18 protein-coding genes and 1 riboswitch are annotated in these 21,742 nt (G+C 70.0%); of the genes, 8 read left to right on the top strand and 10 right to left on the bottom strand.

Annotated elements, in window-relative coordinates; all coding sequences use genetic code 11:
• Positions 1–51: 51 nt before the first annotated feature.
• The 3 genes from cydD to AB0L89_RS17720 form a co-directional block, all read right to left on the bottom strand.
• Positions 52–3,546, bottom strand: coding sequence for a thiol reductant ABC exporter subunit CydD (gene cydD, locus AB0L89_RS17730; RefSeq protein ID WP_365141619.1), 3,495 nt, complete (start codon positions 3,544–3,546; stop codon positions 52–54).
• An 83-nt stretch (positions 3,547–3,629) separates the two neighbouring features.
• Positions 3,630–4,634, bottom strand: coding sequence for a cytochrome d ubiquinol oxidase subunit II (gene cydB, locus AB0L89_RS17725; protein WP_365141616.1), 1,005 nt, complete (start codon positions 4,632–4,634; stop codon positions 3,630–3,632).
• A 19-nt stretch (positions 4,635–4,653) separates the two neighbouring features.
• A complete protein-coding gene (locus AB0L89_RS17720; protein WP_365141612.1) occupies positions 4,654–6,195 on the bottom strand; it encodes a cytochrome ubiquinol oxidase subunit I in 1,542 nt (513 codons plus the stop codon).
• Between the two features lie 257 nt (positions 6,196–6,452).
• Here AB0L89_RS17720 and AB0L89_RS17715 point away from each other — a divergent pair, with 257 nt between their 5' ends.
• Entirely contained in the window at positions 6,453–6,827 is a 375-nt protein-coding gene (locus AB0L89_RS17715; RefSeq protein ID WP_365141609.1) for a cyclophilin-like fold protein, read from the top strand.
• Between the two features lie 28 nt (positions 6,828–6,855).
• Here the strand turns inward: AB0L89_RS17715 and hisC are convergent, their stop codons facing one another.
• On the bottom strand, positions 6,856–7,935 hold the full coding sequence (gene hisC / locus AB0L89_RS17710; protein ID WP_365141606.1) for a histidinol-phosphate transaminase: 1,080 nt from the start codon (positions 7,933–7,935) through the stop codon (positions 6,856–6,858).
• Between the two features lie 606 nt (positions 7,936–8,541).
• Between hisC and AB0L89_RS17705 the strand changes: the two genes are divergently transcribed.
• From AB0L89_RS17705 to AB0L89_RS17695, 3 genes are all read left to right on the top strand, one after another.
• On the top strand, positions 8,542–9,663 hold the full coding sequence (locus AB0L89_RS17705) for a LacI family DNA-binding transcriptional regulator (protein WP_365141603.1): 1,122 nt from the start codon (positions 8,542–8,544) through the stop codon (positions 9,661–9,663).
• A 242-nt stretch (positions 9,664–9,905) separates the two neighbouring features.
• A complete protein-coding gene (locus tag AB0L89_RS17700; protein WP_365141600.1) occupies positions 9,906–10,961 on the top strand; it encodes a metallophosphoesterase in 1,056 nt (351 codons plus the stop codon).
• A gap of 180 nt (positions 10,962–11,141) precedes the next feature.
• On the top strand, positions 11,142–12,029 hold the full coding sequence (locus tag AB0L89_RS17695; RefSeq protein WP_365141597.1) for a hypothetical protein: 888 nt from the start codon (positions 11,142–11,144) through the stop codon (positions 12,027–12,029).
• Between the two features lie 146 nt (positions 12,030–12,175).
• Here the strand turns inward: AB0L89_RS17695 and AB0L89_RS17690 are convergent, their stop codons facing one another.
• Positions 12,176–13,279, bottom strand: a complete 1,104-nt coding sequence (locus tag AB0L89_RS17690; protein ID WP_365141594.1) for a hypothetical protein — start codon at positions 13,277–13,279, stop codon at positions 12,176–12,178.
• A 142-nt stretch (positions 13,280–13,421) separates the two neighbouring features.
• On the bottom strand, positions 13,422–15,209 hold the full coding sequence (gene thiC, locus AB0L89_RS17685; protein WP_365141591.1) for a phosphomethylpyrimidine synthase ThiC: 1,788 nt from the start codon (positions 15,207–15,209) through the stop codon (positions 13,422–13,424).
• A riboswitch (TPP riboswitch) is annotated at positions 15,202–15,357 on the bottom strand. It overlaps the preceding gene by 8 nt.
• A 71-nt stretch (positions 15,358–15,428) precedes the next feature.
• On the opposite strand from thiC, the gene AB0L89_RS17680 reads away from it, so the two are divergent.
• Positions 15,429–16,913 (top strand): YibE/F family protein, encoded by a 1,485-nt coding sequence (locus tag AB0L89_RS17680; RefSeq protein WP_365141588.1) that lies wholly within the window; start codon positions 15,429–15,431, stop codon positions 16,911–16,913.
• 62 nt (positions 16,914–16,975) lie between these two features.
• Here the strand turns inward: AB0L89_RS17680 and AB0L89_RS17675 are convergent, their stop codons facing one another.
• The 4 genes from AB0L89_RS17675 to AB0L89_RS17660 form a co-directional block, all read right to left on the bottom strand.
• Positions 16,976–17,413: an SsgA family sporulation/cell division regulator gene (locus tag AB0L89_RS17675; RefSeq protein ID WP_365141585.1), complete on the bottom strand. Its 438-nt coding sequence runs from the start codon at positions 17,411–17,413 to the stop codon at positions 16,976–16,978.
• Between the two features lie 104 nt (positions 17,414–17,517).
• Positions 17,518–18,243: a helix-turn-helix domain-containing protein gene (locus tag AB0L89_RS17670; protein WP_365142016.1), complete on the bottom strand. Its 726-nt coding sequence runs from the start codon at positions 18,241–18,243 to the stop codon at positions 17,518–17,520.
• A gap of 587 nt (positions 18,244–18,830) precedes the next feature.
• Complete coding sequence (locus AB0L89_RS17665; protein ID WP_365141582.1) at positions 18,831–19,052, bottom strand: DUF5326 family protein; 222 nt, start codon at positions 19,050–19,052, stop codon at positions 18,831–18,833.
• A gap of 145 nt (positions 19,053–19,197) precedes the next feature.
• Positions 19,198–19,515, bottom strand: coding sequence for a cupin domain-containing protein (locus AB0L89_RS17660; RefSeq protein ID WP_365141579.1), 318 nt, complete (start codon positions 19,513–19,515; stop codon positions 19,198–19,200).
• A gap of 162 nt (positions 19,516–19,677) precedes the next feature.
• On the opposite strand from AB0L89_RS17660, the gene AB0L89_RS17655 reads away from it, so the two are divergent.
• The 3 genes from AB0L89_RS17655 to AB0L89_RS17645 are packed head-to-tail and all read left to right on the top strand — an operon-like array spanning position 19,678 to position 21,716.
• The gene (locus tag AB0L89_RS17655) at positions 19,678–20,055 is read left to right on the top strand and encodes a phage holin family protein (RefSeq protein ID WP_365141576.1); all 378 of its coding nucleotides are present in this window, start codon (positions 19,678–19,680) and stop codon (positions 20,053–20,055) included.
• A gap of 9 nt (positions 20,056–20,064) precedes the next feature.
• Positions 20,065–20,553, top strand: coding sequence for a low molecular weight protein-tyrosine-phosphatase (locus tag AB0L89_RS17650; RefSeq protein WP_365141573.1), 489 nt, complete (start codon positions 20,065–20,067; stop codon positions 20,551–20,553).
• Positions 20,550–21,716, top strand: a complete 1,167-nt coding sequence (locus AB0L89_RS17645) for a cystathionine gamma-lyase (RefSeq protein WP_365141571.1) — start codon at positions 20,550–20,552, stop codon at positions 21,714–21,716. Before AB0L89_RS17650 ends, AB0L89_RS17645 begins: the two co-directional genes overlap by 4 nt.
• Positions 21,717–21,742: the final 26 nt, after the last annotated feature.

The following is a 21,742-nucleotide window of genomic DNA, read 5'->3' as shown; positions in this document are numbered from 1 at the left end:
GGGAGAACGGCCTCCCGCGACCCGGCGCCCGCCGACGCGGCCCGACACGGTTCAGCCCGCCGTCAGCAGGTCCGCCGCCCGCTCCACGTCCAGCATGCGCCGCAGCGGCCCCTCCTCCGCCGCGAGCCGCGCGTACGTGCCGCGCTGGACCACCCGGCCCGCGTCCAGGACGAGCACCTCGTCCACCGCGTCCAGACCGGCGAGCCGGTGCGTGATCAGCAGCGTCGTACGGCCCTCGGTCGCGGCCAGCAGATCCGTGGTGAGGGCGTCCGCGGTCGGCAGGTCGAGGTGCTCGGCGGGCTCGTCGAGGACGAGGACGGGGAAGTCCGCGAGCAGCGCGCGGGCCAGCGCGAGACGCTGTCGCTGGCCTCCGGAGAGCCGGGCGCCGTGCTCGCCGACGAGCGTGTCGAGCCCCTCGGGCAGCGAACCGACCCAGTCGTCCAGCCGCGCCCGCGCCAGGGCGTCCCGCAGCTCCCCGTCGGTGGCGTCCTTCCTGGCGAGCAGCAGGTTCTCGCGCACCGAGCTGTCGAAGATGTGCGCGTCCTGGGCGCACAGCCCGACCATGCCGCGCACGGTGTCGCCGTCCAGCGCGGCCGCGTCCGTGCCCCCGAGCGTGTACGTCCCTTCGTACGCGCCCAGGAACCGCAGCAGCACCTGCGCGAGCGTCGTCTTGCCGGACCCGGAGGGGCCGACCACGGCGATCCGCCGCCCCCGCTCCAGCGTCAGGCCGACACCGGCGAGCGCGTCGGCGGACTGGCCCTCGTGGCGGGCCCGCAGCCCCTCCACACGCAGCGGGAAGGGCGACTGCGGCGCCGGTGCGGGCTCGGCGGGCTCCGGGACGGGCTCGGCCGCGTCGAGGACCTCGAAGACGCGCTCGGCGCTCTTCTTGACCCGCTGGCGGTACTGCACGGCGAGCGGCAGACCCGTCACCGCCTCGAAGGCCGCGAGCGGTGTGAGGACGACAACGGCGAGAGCGACCCCGCTGAGCCGCCCGTCCTGGACCGCCTGCACGCCGACGACGGCCGCCGCGGCCACGGTGAGCCCGGTGACGAGGGCGCCGAGCCCGTCGCCGAGCGCGGTGGCGGTGGCGCCCCGGGAGGCGATCCGGGTCAGCTCGGCGTCGGCCTCGGCCGCCTTGGCCGTGCGCCGCCGCAGCGCGCCGGCGACGGTCAGCTCGGCGGTCCCGGTGAGGAGATCGGCCACGCGGGTGGCGAGCACCCCGCGCGCGGGGGCCAGCCTGCGCTCCGCGCGCCGGGCCACGGCCCCGCTCACCAGCGGCACGCCGAGGCCCGCGGCGAGCAGTCCGACGGCGAGCACGGCGCCCGCCTCGGGCAGCAGCCACGCGGTGAAGCCGACGGCTCCGGCGCTCACGACGGCCGCGGCGGACGCGGGCAGCAGCCAGCGCAGCCAGTAGTCCTGGAGGGCGTCGACGTCGGCGACCAGCCGGGACAGGAGGTCGCCGCGGCGGGTGCCGCGCAGGCCCGCGGGGGCGAACCGCTCCAGGCGCCGGTAGACGGCGACGCGGGTGTCGGCGAGCATCCGCAGCACGGCGTCGTGCGAGACGAGGCGCTCGGCGTAGCGGAAGACGGCACGGCCGATGCCGAAGGCGCGGGTCGCCGTCACGGCGATCATCAGGTACATCACGGGCGGCTGCTCCGACGCCCGGGAGATCAGCCACCCGGAGGTGGCCATCAGCCCCACGGCACTGGCGAGCGCGAGAGACCCGAGCAGCAGCGCGAGCGCCAACTGCCCGCGCCGGGCCCGAGCGGCAGCCCTGACCCGGGCCAACACCCCACCCCTGGGACGGGGCACCTGAACCGCCTCGCCGGGTGCGGCACCTGGACCGTCACCGTTGTGGGCCATCGTGCCGCCGGGCGGTACGGGTGTGCGCAACTCCCGTTGCCGGGCACGGGCATCGGAGGCGTCCAGTCGCACCACCCGGTCGGCGACAGCCAGAAGGGCCGGCCGGTGCACGACCAGCAGCACCGTCCGCCCGACGGCCAGCCGGCGCACCGCCTCCACGACCTCCGCCTCGGTCGTACCGTCCAACGCCGCCGTCGGCTCGTCGAGCAGCACCACGGGCCGGTCCGCGAGGAACGCCCGCGCCAGCGCCAGCCGTTGCCGCTGCCCGGCCGAGAGCCCGGCCCCGTCCTCCCCGAGGACGGTGGCGGCCCCGTCGGGCAGGGCGTCCACGAAGGACAGCGCCCCCGCCGAGCGCAGCGCACCCCGCACCGCCACGTCGTCCGCGTCCGGCCGCGCGAGCCGCACGTTCTCCGCGATGGTCCCGGCGAACAGGTGCGGCCGCTGCGGCACCCACGCGATCCGCTCGCGCCACCGCTCGGGGGAGACGTCCGCGAGGTCCACGCCGCCCGCCCGCACCCGGCCCGAGGTCGGCGCCACGAACCCCAGCACCACGTTCAGCAGGGTCGACTTGCCCACCCCGCTCGGCCCGACGAGCGCCACGGTCTCCCCGGGCGCCACTTCGAAGCTCGCCCCGGACACGGCGTCCGACTCCCGCCCCGGGTACCGGACCGTCACGTCCTCGAAGGCGATCGGCCCAAAGGGCACCGCCCCGTCCCCCGCGGCCGGCACCGGGGTCTCCAGGACCTCGAAGATCTCCTCGGCGGCCGAGAGTCCCTCGGCCGCCGCGTGGTACTGCGCACCGACCTGCCGCAGCGGCAGATAGGCCTCGGGCGCGAGGACGAGGACGACGAGACCGTCGTACAGATCCATCTCGCCGTGGACGAGCCGCATGCCGATGGTCACCGCGACCAGCGCGACCGAGATCGTCGCGAGCAGCTCCAGGGCGAACGACGACAGGAAGGCGATGCGCAGGGTCCGCATCGTCGCCTGGCGGTACTCGCCGGTGATCTTGCGGATCGACTCGGCCTGCGCCTTCGCGCGGCCGAACACCTTCAGCGTCGGCAGCCCCGCCACCACGTCGAGGAAGTGGCCCGACAGACGGGAGAGGAGCCGCCACTGACGGTCCATCCGGTTCTGCGTGGCCCAGCCGATCAGAATCATGAAGACCGGGATGAGCGGCAGCGTCACGACGATGATCGCCGCCGACACCCAGTCCTCGGTGACGATGCGGGCGAGCACCGCCACCGGTACCACCACCGCGAGCCCCAACTGCGGCAGATAGCGCGAGAAGTAGTCGTCGAGCGCGTCCACGCCCCGCGTCGCCAGCGAGACGAGCGAGCCGGTCCGCTGGCTGGTCAGCCATCCGGGACCGAGCTCCCCCGCCCGTTCGAGGAGCCGTCCCCGCAGCTCCGACTTGACCGCCGCGCTCGCCCGGTGCGCGGCGAGCTCGGTCAGCCAGGAGACCAGCCCCCGTCCCACCGCCACCAGGGCGAGCAGCACGACCGGAGTCCTCAACTCCCCGACGGAGAGCCCCTTCTGGAAGGAACCCACCACGATCTCGGCGATGAGCATCGCCTGACCGATGACCAGGCCCGCCCCGACGAGCCCCAGCACCACCACCGCGACGAGGAAGAAGCGGGTGGCGCGGGCGTACCGAAGCAGGCGCGGGTCGATCGGTTTCACGTGAAACACACCCTCCGAGAAACCAGCAGGAACATCGGGAGCTCGGTCAGGAACATCAGGGACATCAGGAGCTCAGTACGGACTCAGTGCGCGGCGTCGGCGATGTGCTGCGTGCCGATCCGCTTGCGGAACACCCAGTACGTCCACGACTGGTAGAGCAGCACCACGGGCGTGGCGACAGCCGCGCACCAGGTCATGATCTTCAGGGTGTACGGACTCGACGAGGCGTTGGTGACCGTGAGGCTCCACTCGTCATTGAGCGACGACGGCATGACGTTCGGGAAGAGCGTCAGGAAGAGCATCGCGACGGCCGCCGCGATCGTGATGCCCGACAGCGCGAACGACCAGCCCTCGCGCCCCGCCTTGATCGCCACGATCGCGCCGACCAGTGCGAGCACCGCCACGATCATCGCGACCAGGCTCTTGCCGTCGCCCTTGTCCGCCTGGGTCCAGATGAGGAACCCGAGCGCGAGCACGGCCGTGACGAGCCCGAGGCCCAGCGCCATCTTCCGCGCCCGCACCCGGATGTCGCCCACCGTCTTGAGCGAGGCGAACACCGCGCCGTGGAAGGTGAACAGCGTCAGGGTGACGAGCCCGCCGAGGATCGCGTACGGGTTGAGCAGGTCCCAGAAGTTGCCCACGTACTCCTTGTGGGCGTCGATCTTCACGCCGCGCACGATGTTGCCGAAGGCCACACCCCACAGCAGCGCCGGGATCAGCGAGGTCCAGAAGATCGCGTGCTCCCAGTTGGTCTGCCAGCGCTCCTCGGGCCGCTTGGCGCGGTACTCGAAGGCGACACCGCGCACGATCAGACAGATCAAGATGATCAGCAGCGGCAGGTAGAACCCGGAGAAGAGCGTCGCGTACCACTCGGGGAAGGCGGCGAACGTCGCGCCGCCCGCCGTGAGCAGCCACACTTCGTTGCCGTCCCAGACGGGACCGATGGTGTTGATCAGGACCCGCTTCTCGACCCGGTCACGGGCGAGCAGCTTGGTCAGGATGCCGATCCCGAAGTCGAAGCCCTCCAGGAAGAAGTAGCCGATCCACAGGACGGCAATCAGTACGAACCAGACGTCGTGAAGTTCCATGTCCTCGTCGCTCCTTCCTTCAGTACGAGAAGGCCATGGGCCGGTCGGCGTCGTCGGAATCGGAGTCGGAACCCTTGCCCGAGCCCGGTCCGCCGATCTTGGTGGGCGGGTTGAGATCCGCCTCGGTCAGCTCGGGCGGGCCCTTCCTGACGTACTTGAGCAGCAGCTTCACCTCGATCACGGCGAGGATCGCGTAGATCAGCGTGAACCCGATCAGGGAGGTGAGCACCTCGCCCTGCGAGACCCCGGGCGAGACCGCGTCCCTGGTGCGCAGCACTCCGTAGACCACCCAGGGCTGCCGCCCGGTCTCGGTGAAGATCCAGCCCCAGGCGGTGCCGATGAGGGGGAAGATCAGCGTCCACTGCGAGAGCCGCCACCACCAGTTGCCGAGCTTCGGGGTGAGCTCCTTGTTCTTGGTGAGCATCAGCTTCGGCACGTCGTCCGCGCCGGTGCGGTGCTCCGGCGCGAGCCAGAACTTCTTCCGCGTCAGCCAGAGTCCGGCGGTGCACAGGACCATCGAGACCCCGCCGAAGCCGATCATCCAGCGGTACGACCAGTAGGTGGTGGGGATGTTGGGGCGGTAGTCACCGGGCCCGAACTTCTCCTGCGCCTCCTTGTTGAGGTCGTTGATGCCGGGGATCTCGGCGCTGAAGTTGTTCTTGGCGAGGAAGGACAGTATCCCGGGGATCTCGATGGCGACGTCGTTGTGGCCCTTGGAGACGTCTCCGTACGCGAAGAGCGAGAACGGCGCCGGCTTCTCGGTCTCCCACAGCGCCTCGGCGGCCGACATCTTCATCGGCTGCTGCTCGTACATCACCTTGCCGAGGGTGTCGGCGCTGATGACGGTGAGCAGGGTGCCGACGAACGCGGTGACCAGGCCGAGCCGCATCGACATCCGCATGGTGCGGACGTGCTGCTTCTTGCGCAGGTGGAAGATGGCGATGCCGGTCATGAAGGCGCCGCCGACCAGGATGGCCGCCGAGATGACGTGGAAGAAGTTGACGAGCGTCGTCTCCTGGAAGAGCACCTTCGCGAAGTCGGTGAGCTCCGCGCGCTTGGTGCCGTCCCGCTCCACGATCTTGTAGCCGACCGGGTGCTGCATAAAGGCGTTCGCGGCGATGATGAAGTACGCCGACAGGATCGTGCCGATCGAGACGATCCAGATGGTGGCGCAGTGCAGCTTCTTCGGCAGCTTGTCCCAGCCGAAGATCCACAGACCGATGAAGGTCGACTCGAAGAAGAAGGCGATCAGCGCCTCGAAGGCGAGCGGCGCCCCGAAGATGTCACCGACGAAGCGCGAGTAGTCGGACCAGTTCATGCCGAACTGGAACTCTTGGACGATGCCGGTGACGACACCCATCGCGATGTTGATCAGGAACAGCTTTCCCCAGAACTTGGTGGCTCTGAGGTAGTGCTCCTTGCCGGTCCGCACCCACGCCGTCTCGAGGATCGCCGTGAGGGCGGCGAGAGAGATCGTCAGGGGAACGAACAGGAAGTGGTAGACGGTCGTGATGCCGAACTGCCATCGCGCCAGGGTTTCCGGCGCTAGAGCCAGGTCCACTGCGTCTTCTCCTTACTCGCCGTGGTCATAGCGGCAGTTTGCCCCTTTAATCCCACTGATCTCCGGAGGAACCGGGACACGCTTGTGAACGCGTTCACATTCACAAGCATTATGTCGTACTGGCTGTCGGAACGTTGACGCGGGGGTCCCCTTACCGCGAGGAACGTCCCGATCGCCCGCAGGGAACGCACGAAGGCCCCGGAGAGATGCTCTCCGGGGCCTTCCCAAGAACTTCAACATATTGTTGAATCCGCGCCATGCAGATACGGATCTCCTGGCCCGCAGGCCACCTCACCGCGACGCTCGACGAGACCCCGACCAGCCGGGCCCTCGCCCAGGTACTGCCGCTCTCCGCCTCCGCCGCCACATGGGGCGAGGAGGTCTACTTCGACACCGGCGTCAGCGTCCCGCGCGAGCCCGGCGCCCAGCAGGTCGTCGAGCCCGGCACGGTCGCCTTCTGGACCGACGGCGACGCCCTCGCCCTCCCCTACGGACCCACGCCCATCTCGCGGGGCGACGAGTGCCGCCTCGCGAGCCCGTGCAACCTGCTGGGGCGGATCGACGGCGACCCGAGGACACTGGCCACGGTGCGCGCCGGCGACCCGGTCCGCGTCGAACTCGCCGACGGCTAGAGCTCCTTGACCAGAGCTCCTTGCGGGACTAGAGCTCCTTGCGGAACGCCTCCGCCGCCTGGAGGAAGATGTCGTTGGCCTCGGTCTCGCCGATCGTGGCCCGCATCCCCTCGCCCGCGAACGGCCGCACGACGACGCCGGCCCGCTCGCACGCCGCCGCGAAGTCCGCCGTACGGTCCCCGAGCCGCAGCCACACGAAGTTCGCCTGCGTCTCGGGCACCGTCCAGCCCTGGCCGCGCAGCGCCTCCACCACACGGGTGCGCTCGGCGACCAACGAGCCGACGCGGCCCATCAGTTCGTCCTCGGCCCGCAGCGACGCCACCGCCGCGTCCTGCGCGAGCTGGCTCACGCCGAACGGCACCGCCGTCTTGCGCAGCGCGGCGGCCACCGGCTCGTGCGCGACCGCGAAGCCGACGCGGAGCCCCGCGAGGCCGTACGCCTTGGAGAACGTACGCAGGACGCAGACGTTCGGGCGGTCGCGGTAGATCTCGATGCCGTCCGGGACCTCGGGGTCGCGGATGAACTCGCGGTACGCCTCGTCGAGCACGACCAGGACGTCGCTCGGTACCCGGTCCAGGAAGCGCTCCAGCTCGGCCCTGCGGACCACGGTGCCCGTGGGGTTGTTGGGGTTGCAGACGAAGATGAGCCGGGTGCGGTCGGTGATGGCCGCGGCCATCGCGTCGAGGTCGTGCACCTCGCCGTCGGTCAGCGGCACCCGCACCGACGTCGCGCCGCTCACCTGCGTGATGATCGGGTACGCCTCGAAGGACCGCCACGCATAGATGACCTCGTCGCCCGGTCCCGACGTGGCCTGGAGCAGCTGCTGGGCGACGCCGACGGAACCGGTGCCGGTGGCGATGTGCGAGACGGGCACTCCGAAGCGCTCGGCCAGCTCGCCCATCAGGCCCGTGCACGCCATGTCGGGGTAGCGGTTGAAGGACCCGGCAGCGGCGAGCGCGCTCTCCATGACGCCGGGCAGCGGCGGATAGGGGTTCTCGTTGGAGGACAGCTTGTAGGCCACCGGTCCGTCGGCCGCGGCGGGCTTGCCCGGCTTGTAGGTGGGGATACCCTCCAGCTCGGCACGCAGCCTCGGGCTCGTCTCGCTCACCGCAGTCCTCCTCGTAGCCAGTCACAGACAGGTTCGAATACTGCTTACCTTATGAGGATTCGGCGCCGCTGCGAATGGCCCCGCATCGGTCGCCCCTGCGGCCCCGGCGCCGGCCCCCTCGCGAAGCCCCGCGCCGGCCTCCGGAACGATCTCCGCGCCGGTCCCCTCGGAGCGCGCTCCACAGAGCCCTGCGACGGAACTCCACAGGGACCCACAGACACCCCACAGGCACCCCCAGCCCCTGTACGGGACCCGGGGCACAGGCCCCGGCACAGGCCCCGGCACAGGCCTGCCGCAGGCCCCGCACAGCCCCCGAACCCCCGCCCGCCAAGGCGTGCGGGGAGGGGGGAGCGCCCCGTGCTCCCCCATGCGCCGGTGGCTCGCTCCGTGGCGCGCGTCCCCCGTGAAGGTGAGTTGAGACCTCTTCGAGACCTCGCGCATTTGGCAGGCCCGCGCGCGACGATCAGGGCCAGCTGCTCATTGATCTGCTCAACTCCCTTGAATTCCAAGGTCATTGCCCCACGCTCACCATGCAGAAACGTGCCTGTCAACGCGTGCATATGCGTCCCTACTACCCGCCCCCATGAGCCCTACTATCGGCTCGCCATGACAGCAGCAGGGAAGCACCAGGTGAGCCGAGCGGAGACCGCACGCCGGGGCAACCGGCAGAGCCGAGCGGGCATCAGAGACGTCGCCGCCGCCGCCGGTGTCTCCATCACGACTGTCTCCGACGCCCTCAACGGCAAGGGTCGGCTGCCCGACGCCACCCGACGCCATGTACGCGAGGTCGCCGAGCGGCTGGGCTATCGCCCGTCCGCCGCGGCCCGCACCCTCCGTACCGGCAAGTCAGGCCTCATCGGCCTGACCGTGACGACGTACGGGGATGAACCTTTCACCTTCACCGAGTTCGCGTACTTCGCCGAGATGGCCAGAGCCGCCACCTCGGCCGCGCTCGCCCGGGGCTACGCCCTGGTCATCCTGCCCGCCACCTCACGCCGCAGCCCGGTCGACGTGTGGTCGAACGTGGCGCTCGACGGCACCGTCGTCATCGATCCCTCCGACCACGACCCGGTGGTCAGCGAGCTGGTCCGCCAGGGCCTGCCGGTGGTCTCCGACGGCCGCCCGGCCGGCTCGCTCCCGGTCACGGCCTGGGTCGACAACGACCACGAGGCCGCCGTCCTGGAGATCCTCGACCACCTCGCCGCCGCGGGCGCCCGCCGCATCGGCCTCCTCACGGGCACCACCACGGACACGTACACCCATCTGTCCACCACCGCCTACCTGCGCTGGTGCGAGCGCGTGGGCCAGGACCCGGTCTACGAGTCCTATCCCGCCCACGACCCGTGCGCGGGCGCGGTCGCCGCCGACCGGTTGCTCGCCAGACCCGACCGGCCCGACGCCGTCTACGGCCTCTTCGACCCCAACGGCACCGACCTGCTCGCCGCCGCCCGGCGGTACGGCCTGCGCGTCCCCGACGACCTGCTGCTCGTCTGCTGCAGCGAGTCCACGGTGTACGCCACCACCGAACCGCCCATCACCACGCTCTCCCTCAAACCGCGCCGCATCGGCACCGCCGTCGTCCAGCTCCTGATCGACGCGATCGAGGGCCTCGACGCGGGCCGTCCCGTCGAGCAGGTGATACCGACCGAACTGATCGTGCGCACCTCGTCCGAGCGACGTCCGCCGCGCACGACGGTCAGCCCGCCCCGCTCGCCCGGCCACGGCTGATCGCTCCCGCTCCCGCCCGCGGCACCGGGCAGAGGCCGGTCACCTCCCCGCAACCAGTGGGGAAACCTCTGCCCAATTCGGGAGAAAACCGCGGTGAACAGGGGTCCGGCACCGATTCACCACCCCTGGTGCACCACACAGCGGGAGCCGCATTCCTATGATGGGCGGACGACACCGCGGGCCGCTGCGACCAGGCAGTCCGATCTCGGTGCAGATGCGGCGCAATGGTGGTGGAGGGGTCGATGACTCAGGGGGCCGGTCAGGGACCCGATGTGCGGACGGCGACGCTGCGCGACTTCCGCGTACCGGCGTACGTCCATGAGACGGCCGGTCCCGCCGAGGCGCACCCCGGGGCACCCGGTGAGGCGCCGGACGACGGCTACACCCCGACGCAGCGGGACCTGCCCGTGATCAATCGCGGTGACACCGTCCAGGTGCAGGTCATGCCGGAGCCCCCGCAGCCGCGGGCGAGCGAGGAACACGGCCCGCTGTACGTGGTGGGCGATGTGCACGGCTATCTCGCCGAGCTCGTCGCCGCCCTCCAGGAGCAGGGCCTCGTCGACGCCGAGGGCAGCTGGTCCGCGGGGAACGCGCGCCTGTGGTTCCTCGGCGACTTCACCGACCGCGGGCCCGACGGCATCGGCGTCATCGACCTGGTGATGCGGCTCTCCGCCGAGGCCGCGGCCGCCGGCGGCTACTGCAAGGCGCTCATGGGCAACCACGAGCTGCTCCTGCTCGGCGCCAAGCGCTTCGGCGACACCCCCGTCAACTCCGGCGCGGGCACCGCCACCTTCCAGGCCGCCTGGCTGCTGAACGGCGGCCAGAAGACCGACATGGAGCGCCTGGAGGACCACCACCTCCAGTGGATGGCCCGTCTGGACGCGATGGAGGAAGCCGACGGACATCTCCTCGTGCACTCCGACACGACCGCCTATCTGGATTACGGCGACTCGATCGAGGCGGTGAACGACACCATCCGGGAGACCCTCACGCGCAATGACGCCGACGAGTGCTGGGACCTCTTCCGGAAGTTCACCAAGCGCTTCGCCTTCCGCGACGAGTCGGGCCCGTCGGCCGTACGCGAACTCCTCGACATGTACGGCGGCACGCGCATCGTCCATGGTCACAGCCCCATCCCCTATCTCCTGGGCGACGTCGGCTCCGAGGACGACTCGGACGGCGGCGGTCCGGTCATCGAGGGCCCGCACGTCTATGCGGACGGCCTCGCCATCGCCATGGACGGCGGAGTGACCATGGCCGGAAAGCTACTGGTCTGCCAACTCCCCCTGGGTATCTGAGCGTTCTGCGGGCAGGCGCCCCTTTACAGGATCACGCTGGCCAGGGGGGCCAATTCTGGAAACCCCCTGTCACCGCGTGCCGTCACGGCTCTACCATCGGCTTATCCGTAGCAGGCTCCCCTCCGTTTCTGCCCGACGGCTCGTAGCCATGCGAGCCTTAGCCCTACGGAGCATCGGGGGATGCACATGAACAGCGCTCCACACCTGCTCAATGAGGACCGCCCCGAGTACGAGCGGATCCTCGATGAGGCGCTGCGCACCGCACCTGACCGTCCTGAACTCGCCGCAGTGGGCCAGCGGCTCAACACCGAACAACTGCGCACCATGGCCCTGAACGCGACAGCATTGATCACGGCCGCGGCCGCGGCCGAATACGCGCACTACGTGAAGGTCCGCGAGGAGTTGCGCGAACCTCGACCGTCGTCCACATCGATCCGCGAAGGGAGCGGACAGAGCGCCGCGGAGTCAGGTTCCGGCGGCGTCAGCCTCGCCACCACGATGGGCGAGGTCGCCGAACCGGCGGCCGCGGGAGCCGGGGCGATCGCCGTCGTCGCGGTCCTCGCACCTGTCCTCGCCGGGACGGCCGCCGCCATCTTCCTGCTCGTCGGCTACATCCTGAAGATGCTCGACCCCGAGCCCGCCTTCGCGGACACCCTGCTCACCGCGGGATGGCTGTTCGGCGCGCTCACCGCCGGGGGCATCCTGGTCGCCGCGGTCGGCCTGCTGCTGACCGCTCTGCGCAACGGCTCCACCTCGCTCCAGGCAGGACCGCACGGCGAACGACATCAGGAGGTGTCGCGGGCCAGGGAAGCCTGGGGCCGGGCGCTCCTGGAGCGGGGCGTCGTGCCGTTCCTGCGGGACGCGCTGATGGACCCGGGCGGAGCTCCCGCCGCTCGCAGGCCGTCGTCGGGATCCGCGGCGAGCAACAACCGCATGCCTCAACTCGGCTATCACAGGCCGGGGTTCAGCAGCCCGGACGGCGGCCCGACAGCGGGACCGCGCCCGAGCTTCTCGAGCCCCGACTTCTCCAGCCCGGACTTCGGCGGCCCCGACCACAAGCCGGAGTAGGCCGGAACAGGGGAGCCCCGGACCATGAGGTCCGGCCGAGCCGGAGCTCGGGCCAAAGCCCGAGCCCGGCCACGTGCCCGAGCACCACACCACCTCGACGCGCCGCCGCCGGCGAACGGCGGCGCGGGATCGAGGCCTCGTGGCCCCTACATACGCCGAAGTACCTGTGCCCCGGCCCTTTCGACCGTTGTGCGGCTGTAGACGTGCACCAACGCAAGGTGGAAGAGCGCCGGCGCAAGGGGTGCCCACCGGTGAATCCGATCGGCACGCAGCATGTACTTGACCACGGTTGCCGGGCGGAAAGGCACGCAGTCGATGGTCTGATGCTCCCATCTGTCCGCGACTCCTCTGCTCATACGCGCCTGCAGACCTTCGCGGGTCAAGTCCTTGAGCCTGGCGTAGAAGTGGGCGCTCCAGTGGCGCTTCTCGATGTCCAGCACGAAGGCAAGCAGGTCGAGTGAGTACTCGTTCGGTTCGAGGGAGAGTTCCTCCCTCATGCCGCGTCGCGCGACGGCATGCAGGTCAGGAGCGCTCCGGCCGGATGAATCGATATGCCGTGACATGCCCTCGTTCACGGAGGAGTTCCAGACCCCCGGGGCCATCCGGACCCGGTCACTGCGCTGGCTGACGACCAGCATGTCGTCAGCGGTCACCACCGCGATGTTCGTGGCGAAACTGCACTGCAGAAACGCAGGTGCCTCCAGTGGTTTGTCCGGGTCGAGATAGCGGGACCGAGGAGTCGTCCCATCGGCCAGCCGACGGTCGAGCTGCTGAGCCACGAGAAACGCGTGGTAGTCGGTCGGGCGCAGTCGCAGGTGGACTTCGGGCTGCTCGTCGAGGGCCGTGCGGGAGACGTCGAAGGAATCGACCGCGTAGCGAGGACCGTTCCACAGCGGTGTTCGGCCCTCCGCGCGTAAGAGTGCGCTTTCGGCCTCGATCTCGGCGCGCCACCCGGCCATCTGCGACGGCAGCTCGATCTCCTCGTCGAGGACCTGCACGTAGATGGCGTCGGCCGGTATGGACGACTCGCCGTCACCCTCCACGATCAGGGCGGACGTGTGGAGAGGGCCCAGCGAGAAGGTGCTCCACGCGGGGCTGGACTCCTCGCGCTGCCTCAGGCTGCGTACCGCTCTCGTGGAGCGAGTCCGCAGCCTGTACCAGGAGTTCTGCAACGGCTGTTGGAACAGCACCGCGAACAACATCCCCAGTACCGCGCCGACGACTCCGTTGGCCACATCGATCCCGCCCATGTCAGGCAGGGTAGGGACGCGGATCGTCCCGTGCGCGATCTTGGCTGTTCCGTTACGGCACGGAGCAGGGCCGGCCAGAGCCTGGCGGGCCCCGGGCATGGTGACCGGGGCCCTGACCAGGAACTCAGCCCATGGCGCAGGGTCAGTCGGCGATCGGCAGATAGACCCGGTTGCCCGACGCCGCGAATTCCTTCGACTTCTGTTCCATGCCCGCCTCGATGTCGTCGGCGGCCAGGTCGCCGCCGTGTTCGCGGCGGATGTCCTGGGAGATCTTCATCGAGCAGAACTTCGGCCCGCACATCGAGCAGAAGTGCGCCGTCTTCGCGGGCTCGGCCGGCAGCGTCTCGTCGTGGAACTCCCTTGCCGTGACCGGGTCGAGGGCCAGGTTGAACTGGTCCTCCCAGCGGAACTCGAAGCGGGCGTCCGAGAGCGCGTCGTCCCAGTCCTGCGCGCCCGGGTGCCCCTTGGCGAGGTCGGCGGCGTGCGCCGCGATCTTGTACGTGATGACACCGGTCTTCACGTCGTCGCGGTTGGGCAGACCCAGGTGCTCCTTGGGCGTGACGTAGCAGAGCATCGCCGTGCCCCACCAGCCGATCATCGCGGCGCCGATGCCGGAGGTGATGTGGTCGTAGGCGGGCGCGATGTCCGTGGTCAGCGGGCCGAGGGTGTAGAACGGCGCCTCCTCGCAGATCTCCTGCTGGAGGTCGATGTTCTCCTTGATCTTGTGCATCGGGACGTGACCGGGGCCCTCGATCATCGTCTGTACGTTGTGACGCTTGGCGATCGTGTTGAGTTCCCCGAGCGTGCGGAGCTCGGCGAACTGCGCCTCGTCGTTGGCGTCCGCGATCGAGCCGGGCCGCAGGCCGTCGCCGAGCGAGTACGTCACGTCGTACGCCGCGAGGATCTCGCAGAGCTCCTCGAAGTGCTCGTAGAGGAAGCTCTCCTTGTGGTGCGCGAGGCACCAGGCCGCCATGATCGAACCGCCGCGCGAGACGATGCCGGTCTTGCGGCGCGCGGTGAGCGGGACATACGGAAGGCGCACGCCCGCGTGCACCGTCATGTAGTCCACGCCCTGTTCGGCCTGCTCGATGACCGTGTCCTTGTAGATCTCCCAGGTCAGCTCCTCGGCGCGGCCGTCGACCTTCTCCAGGGCCTGGTAGAGGGGAACGGTGCCGATCGGGACGGGGGAGTTGCGCAGGACCCACTCGCGGGTGGTGTGGATGTTGCGGCCGGTGGACAGGTCCATGACCGTGTCGGCGCCCCACTTGGTCGCCCACGTCATCTTGTCCACCTCCTCCTCGATGGAGGAAGTGACGGCGGAATTGCCGATGTTGGCGTTCACCTTCACCAGGAACCTCTTGCCGATGATCATCGGCTCGATCTCCGGGTGGTTCACGTTGGCCGGGATCACGGCGCGCCCCGCGGCGACCTCGGCGCGCACGATCTCGGGGTCCAGGTTCTCGCGGATCCCGATGAACTCCATCTCGGGCGTGATCTCGCCGCGACGGGCGTACGCGAGCTGCGTCACCGCCTGTCCCTGGCGGGCGCGGCGCGGCTGGCGGGGGCGGCCGGGGAAGACCGCGTCGAGGTTCTTGAGCCCGCCGCGCGGCGAGGTGTGCTTGATGCCGTCGTCCTCGGGACGGGGCGGACGGCCCGCATACTCCTCGGTGTCGCCGCGGGCGATGATCCAGTTCTCCCGCAGCGGCGGCAGACCGCGGCGGACGTCGGTCTCGGCCGACGGGTCGGTGTACGGACCGGAAGTGTCGTACAGGGTCACGGCCTTGCCGTTGGTGAGGTGCACCTGGCGGACCGGCACGCGCAGGTCGGGGCGCGAGCCCTCGACGTACGCCTTGTGCCAGCCGATGGACTTCCCGGCCTCGTCGCTCTCGTGCTGCGTCGAGGCAGGCGTGCGTGCGTCCGATGTGGTCATGAGACCTACTCCCTACGCCGGCATTACCCGGTAACAGGTTCGGCGGTCGACGCAGCGGATCCCGTACGGTCCGCACCACCACTGGTGCCTTTCGTACGGAGGTCAGCGCCCTCTCAGCCCGGTGCTCCGAGCTCCCGCGATTGCAAAGGTGCCTCCACGCTAGCGTCATGTCGGGCGCGCTGAACAGAGGGCCCCCTCCGTTCTTGCGATGATCGGTCAGTGACCACCACACCGCCGCCGTCCCCGCCGCCGTCGCAACCGCCCGTCCCGGGACCGCCTCCGGAGGGTCCGGGCCAGCCTCCCGGGCAGGGGCGTTCCCCTGGACAGTCCCCCGGACATGGGCACGGAGGGCACTCCCACAGTCACAGTCACGGCCCGGCCGCGCCGGTCTCCCAGCATCTGCGCAAGGTCATCGCCGCGGTGCTGATTCCTTTCGCCACCGCGGTCGTCGTGGGGCTCGTGGTGCTCTGGCCGGGCGGTGCGCCGTCGCACGAGCGGACCGGCGTCGGCTTCGACCGGCAGATGCAGTCGGCCAAGGTCACGAAGGTGCTGGAGCTGCCCTGCAAGGAACTCAGCCCCTCGCAGCCCACGCCGAACGGCGACACGTCCACCGCCGAGGGCCAGTCCGCGCAGTCCAACGCCCAGGGCATCTGCAAGAAGGCGACGATCGAGGTGACCAGCGGCAAGGACAAGGGCCGCACCTTCATCGAGATCATCCAGCCGGATTCGCCCCGGCAACTCGGCACGGGCCAGGAGGTGGTGGTCGCCTACGAACCCAAGGCACCCGAGGGGCTCCAGTACTCGGTCACCGATGTGAACCGCAAGATCCCGATGGCCCTGCTCGCCGGCATCTTCGCGCTCGCCGTCGTCGTGGTGGGACGGATGCGCGGTGTGATGGCCCTGGTCGCGCTCGCCATCAGCTTCATGGTGCTGACCCTCTTCATCCTGCCGGCGATCCTGCAGGGCTCGAACCCGCTGGTCGTCGCGGTGATCGGGGCGAGCGCCATCATGCTGATCGCGCTCTATCTCTGTCACGGCCTCACGGCCCGCACCTCCGTCGCGGTACTCGGCACGCTGATCTCCCTGCTGCTCATCGGCCTCCTCGGCTCGCTCTTCATCGGCTGGGCGGCGCTGACCGGCAACACGGACGACAACACCGGCCTCATCCATGGCCTGTACCCGTCCATCGACATGAGCGGCCTGCTGCTCGCGGGCGTCATCATCGGCTCGCTCGGCGTGCTCGACGACGTGACCGTCACGCAGACCTCCGCGGTCTGGGAACTCCACCAGGCCAACCCCTCGATGGGCTGGCGCGGCCTCTACCGCGCGGGCATCCGCATCGGCCGCGACCACATCGCCTCGGTCGTCAACACCCTCGTACTCGCCTACGCGGGCGCCGCGCTGCCCCTCCTGCTGCTCTTCTCCATCGCCCAGTCCAGCATGGGCACCGTGGCCAACAGCGAGTTGGTCGCCGAGGAGATCGTGCGCACCCTCATCGGGTCGATCGGCCTGGTCGCCTCGGTGCCGGTGACGACCGCGCTGGCCGCCCTGGTCGTCTCCGCCGACCGCTCCTCCGGTGCGGGTGCGGGGGCCGGTGCGGGGCGCGGCGGTGCCGGCTCCCATGCCGGTGCCGCGGCTTCGGCGTCCGGCGTCCCCGCCGCCCGCCCCTCACGCGGTGGACGGGGGCGGCGCCGCAAGACGTGACGCCGGGGCGGATGCAAAATGCAGCAATCTGCCATTCGTGTCGGCCCGTTGCCCCCAAAAGCTCAGCCCGCGTTCTGCTCCTCCGCGAGGATCCGGTCCAGCGCCTCGTCGAGATGCGTGTCGAAGTCGGCGAGCGCCCGCTCCTGCCCGAACGGCACCACCTTGTCCGTACGGTCGAGGAAGGCGAGCAGCGGCGGAATGCCGACCCTGAACAGCGCCTGGTCACCGCCGACCTGAAGCCTGATCAGCGCCTCGTCGAGCAGGTCGGGATCGGTGGGCTCGATGCGCACGTCCCCGTCCCCGCACGGCCTGCTCACGCCGTCGATCAGCAGCTCCCGCCCGAAGGTCCACGACACCGGGGCATCACCGGGCAGATGGAACGTCAGCCGCACGGCATAGGGATCGTTGATCTCATAGCGCAGCTCCACCGGGATGCGAAACGAGAGCTCCTCGGAAACAAGGAAGCTCATCATGACCTCTGCCTGCACCGACTCGCCCATCGCCGCCCTACCCCGTCATATAGCCCGCACATGGCCAGGAACCAACTCCCTGACACTCCTGGCATCTTGCTTAACGTACACACCAGATCACAAGGAGTGAGTTTTCAGATGCTGATAGAGAAGGCGAGTGTCCCTAGTAGCTTTCCGATCTCCCGCTGCAACCTCTGCGCCGCGGGCAGCAGCCGGTCCGCGTGAGCGGCCGGAACCGAGATGGCCATGGTCGCCGCGGTGTCCCCCGCCGTGATCGGAATCGCCGCGCAGACGGTCCCGAGCGCGTACTCCTGGCGCTCCACGACAGGTCGCATCCGCTCCATCGCATCGAGCCGCCGCATGAAGGTGCGGTCGTCCCGAACCGAGTAGCGAGTGATCGACTGAACCGGATAGCGGGCGAGGTGGTCCTGCCGCCCCCGCTCGTCGAGCTGGCCGAGCAGGCACTGCCCGATCGCGTGGGCGTGCCCCGTCTCACGGAAGTCCGCCCACTCCTCGACGGCGGGGTTGTTCGGGGTGTCGGCCACGGCCACGAGATCGATCTCGCCCTCGCGGTAGACCGCGAAGTACACGGGGACGCCGATGGTGTCGCGCCAGTGCGCCAGCGACTCGTCGATCGTGCCGCGACGATTCTGCTGCGCCCCGCTGCTGCTCAGTCGCTCGGCGGCCTCGCCGAGCACGAACACGCCCTTCTCACGGCGCAGATAGCCCTCGTGGGTCAGGGTGCGCAGCAGGTGGTACGCGGTGGGCAGCGCGAGGCCCGCCTCGCGGGCCAGCTGCTTGGCCGGCGCCCCGTCCTGGTGCGAGGCGGCGGCCTCCAGGAGCCGCATGGCCCGCTGCACGGAGCCGATGAGAGTGGGTGCGACAGCGGCTGCCTCGCCCAGAGGGACTGTGGTGGTCGGGGAGAGTGCGGTGGTCTCGGAGGTCGGATCCGTCAGGCGGCCCGCGTCCGTCGCGGACACCCCGTCCGTTGCGGAGGCCATATCCCTCGCGGACACCACCTCCGTCGCGGAGGCCATGCCCGTCCCGGAAACCACGTCCGCCGCGGAAACCACGTCCGTCGCGGATACCTCGGCGGCCGGTGAAGTGCCGACTGGCGAAGGGGCGTCAACCGGTGAAGTGGTGATGTCGACCGCGGCCAAGGTTCGCTCCCGAAACGCGTGGGGGTCTCCGCCCTTGCCCGGATCACCGCGGGAAGGGGCAGTGCGCCCGTCCGCGGGGATCGCCCCCGCGTCGGCCTTTCGGACTCTAACCCTTGGCCACCGCTCTACGGAGTCCTGCCGGGGAAACTTCCCCCGCGCGAGGGAACCGTTGCGAAAAGTCACCAGTCGGTGGTCATGGAACAACGGTCGAACAGCGGTCACGGAACAGCATTCACCGATCAGCAGTCACCGCGCGGGAGTTACCGAACAGCAGTACCGAGCGGACGTCACCAGTCGCTGCGGGAAGAAGACGAGCCGGATATGAACTTCCGTACGACGTAGATGAGTCCACCGACCAGTGCGACGAAAAGCAGCGCCTTGAAGAGCAGGGCGACCACGAATCCGACAACGCTCGCTATCAGGCTGCCGAACACGACGAGCGCGATGACCGGCACGGCCACCCACTTCACCCACCACGGCATTCCCGCAAAGATCTCCTTCGCCGCCATCGCCCTTACCTCTCTCCGTGTCTGCGCACGTTCGTTCTTCTTGCATTCGATGCTAGGGCGCCGAAGAGCCGAACGGGGGCCCCGGATCCCCCGTACTCCCCTGATCCGACCCTGAGGGAACCCCGAGGTCGGAGCCCTGAACGAGTCAGCCTTCAGGAGGGGAGAAGACGACGAGTACGCGCAGGTCCTCGCTGATGTGGTGGAACTTGTGGGCGACCCCGGCCGGCACGTAGACGACACTTCCTCGTGCCACCTGCGTGGTCTCCATGCCGACCGTGATCGAGGCCCGGCCGCTGACGACCATGTACACCTCGTCCTGCCCGTGCGGCTGCTGCGGGTCGCTGTCCCCGGCGTTGAGCGCGTACAGCCCGACCGACATGTTCCGCTCCCGCAGAAACTGCAGATACGCGCCGTCGTTCGCGGCCCGCTCCGCCTCCAGCTCGTCCAGTCGGAATGCCTTCATCGCCCTCTTACGCCCCTTGCCGCTGCTCATGTCGTGTGCCGCAGCCGCTGCTCGCCACTGCTGCCGCTCGTCGCCGCTCATCCTGCCGCCGCACGTCGCGCCGGCGCCCGCCGTCCCTGGCGAGCCGACTGTTCGCGGCCCGCGTCTGCCACGATCAGACACATGAAGAATTTTGTAGTCAAGACGATCGCCAACGCCGCGGCCCTGGCCGTCGCCGTGTGGCTGCTCGACAAGATCACCCTGACCGGCGACAGCACGGGCAAGAAGGCGGGCACGCTCATCATCGTCGCCCTGCTCTTCGGGCTGGTGAACTTCCTGGTCAAGCCGGTGGTGAAGGTCCTCACCTTCCCGCTGTTCATCCTGACCCTCGGCCTGATCACCCTCGTGGTGAACGCGCTGATGCTGCTGCTCACCTCGTGGCTGGCCGACAAGCTCGACGTCAGTTTCCACGTCGAGGGCTTCTGGACCGCCGTCCTGGGCGGCCTGATCATCTCGGTCGTGTCCTGGGCCATGAACGTCGTGCTCCCCGACGAGGACTGATCCCGCCCCATGCCCTTCTCCGTGTGTTTCGTCTGCACCGGCAACATCTGCCGGTCCCCGATGGCCGAGTCCGTCTTCCGTGCCCGCGTCGAAGAGGCCGGTCTCGGCGACCTGGTCACGGTCGACAGCGCGGGCACCGACGGCTGGCACGAGGGGGACGGTGCCGACCCCCGCACCGTCTCCGTCCTGCGGGCGGCCGGCTACGAGAGCGACCACGTGGCCCGTCGGTTCCGTGCCGACCGGTTCGCGGGGCTCGACCTCGTCATCGCGCTGGACGCCGGGCATCTGCGGGCGCTGCGCCGCCTCGCGCCGACCGAGGCCGACGCGGACAAGGTGCGGCTGCTGCGCTCGTACGACCCGGCCGCCGACGACCTGGACGTGCCCGACCCCTACTACGGGGACTTCGAGGGGTTCGAGGAGTGCCTGAGAATGGTGGAGGCGGCGAGCGAAGGCCTGCTCGACGCGGTACGTGAAGCGGTGGAAAGGCGGGCGGCATGACGACGGAATCGGAGCCCACGGGTCCCATAGGCGACGGCACGCGCGCGGTGCGGGCCGGTCTCCCCGAGCCGGTGAAACACGAACCGACTCTTCCCGGCCCGGTGTTCGCGGCCCACTTCCACCTGCCGGGCGACCCCACGGGCGGATACGCCTACGGACGGGACGAGAACCCCACCTGGACGCATCTGGAGCGCGCCATCGGCCAGCTGGAGGCTCCGGACGCGGGCTCTTCGGAGGGCGTCGAGACGCTGGTCTTCGCCTCCGGCATGGCCGCGATCTCTGCGGTGCTGTTCTCGCAGCTGCGCGCCGGGGACACGGTGGTCCTGCCGGACGACGGCTATCAGGTGCTCCCGCTGGTCCGCGAGCAGCTCACGGCCTACGGCATCGAGGTGCGCACCGCCCCGACCGGCGGTGACGCCCAGCTCGACGTGCTGGACGGCGCCAAGCTGCTGTGGATCGAGACGCCGTCCAACCCGGGGCTCGACGTGTGCGACGTGCGCCGGCTCGTGGAGGCGGCACACGCGCGGGGCGCCCTGGTCGCGGTCGACAACACCCTGGCCACACCGCTGGGCCAGCGTCCTCTGGAGCTCGGCGCCGACTTCTCGGTGGCCAGCGGCACCAAGATGCTCACCGGGCACGGCGACATCCTTCTGGGGTACGTCGCCTGTCGCGACGCGGAGCTGACCGCGTCCGTGCGGCGCTGGCGCAAGATCGTCGGGGCGATCCCGGGGCCGATGGAGGCCTGGCTCGCGCACCGCTCGCTCGCCACGCTCCAGCTGCGGGCCGACCGGCAGAACGCGAACGCCCTGGCCCTCGCCGAGGCGCTGCGCGACCGTCCCGAGGTGTCGGGGCTGCGCTATCCCGGACTGCCCGACGACCCCTCGCACAAGATCGCCTCGCAGCAGATGCGGCGCTTCGGGTGCGTGGTCTCCTTCACGCTGCCCACGCGCGCGCGTGCCGAGCGTTTCCTCGAGGCGCTGCGCCTTGTCGACGACGCGACGAGCTTCGGCGGGGTGCGGTCCACGGCCGAGCGCCGTCGGCGCTGGGGCGGCGACGCCGTATCGGAGGGCTTCATCCGCTTCTCCGCGGGCGCCGAGGACCCCGCCGACCTGGTGGCGGACGTGCTGCGCGCGCTGGACGAGTCGGGCGATTCGACGGGTTGACCGCTTCCGGCGGGCCGCACGCAGCT

The organism is Streptomyces sp. NPDC052114 (assembly GCF_040680155.1).
In the GTDB taxonomy this organism is placed as follows: domain Bacteria; phylum Actinomycetota; class Actinomycetes; order Streptomycetales; family Streptomycetaceae; genus Streptomyces.
Note: the sequence above shows the minus strand (reverse complement) of the source record. Positions and strands in the feature narration are given on the sequence as shown.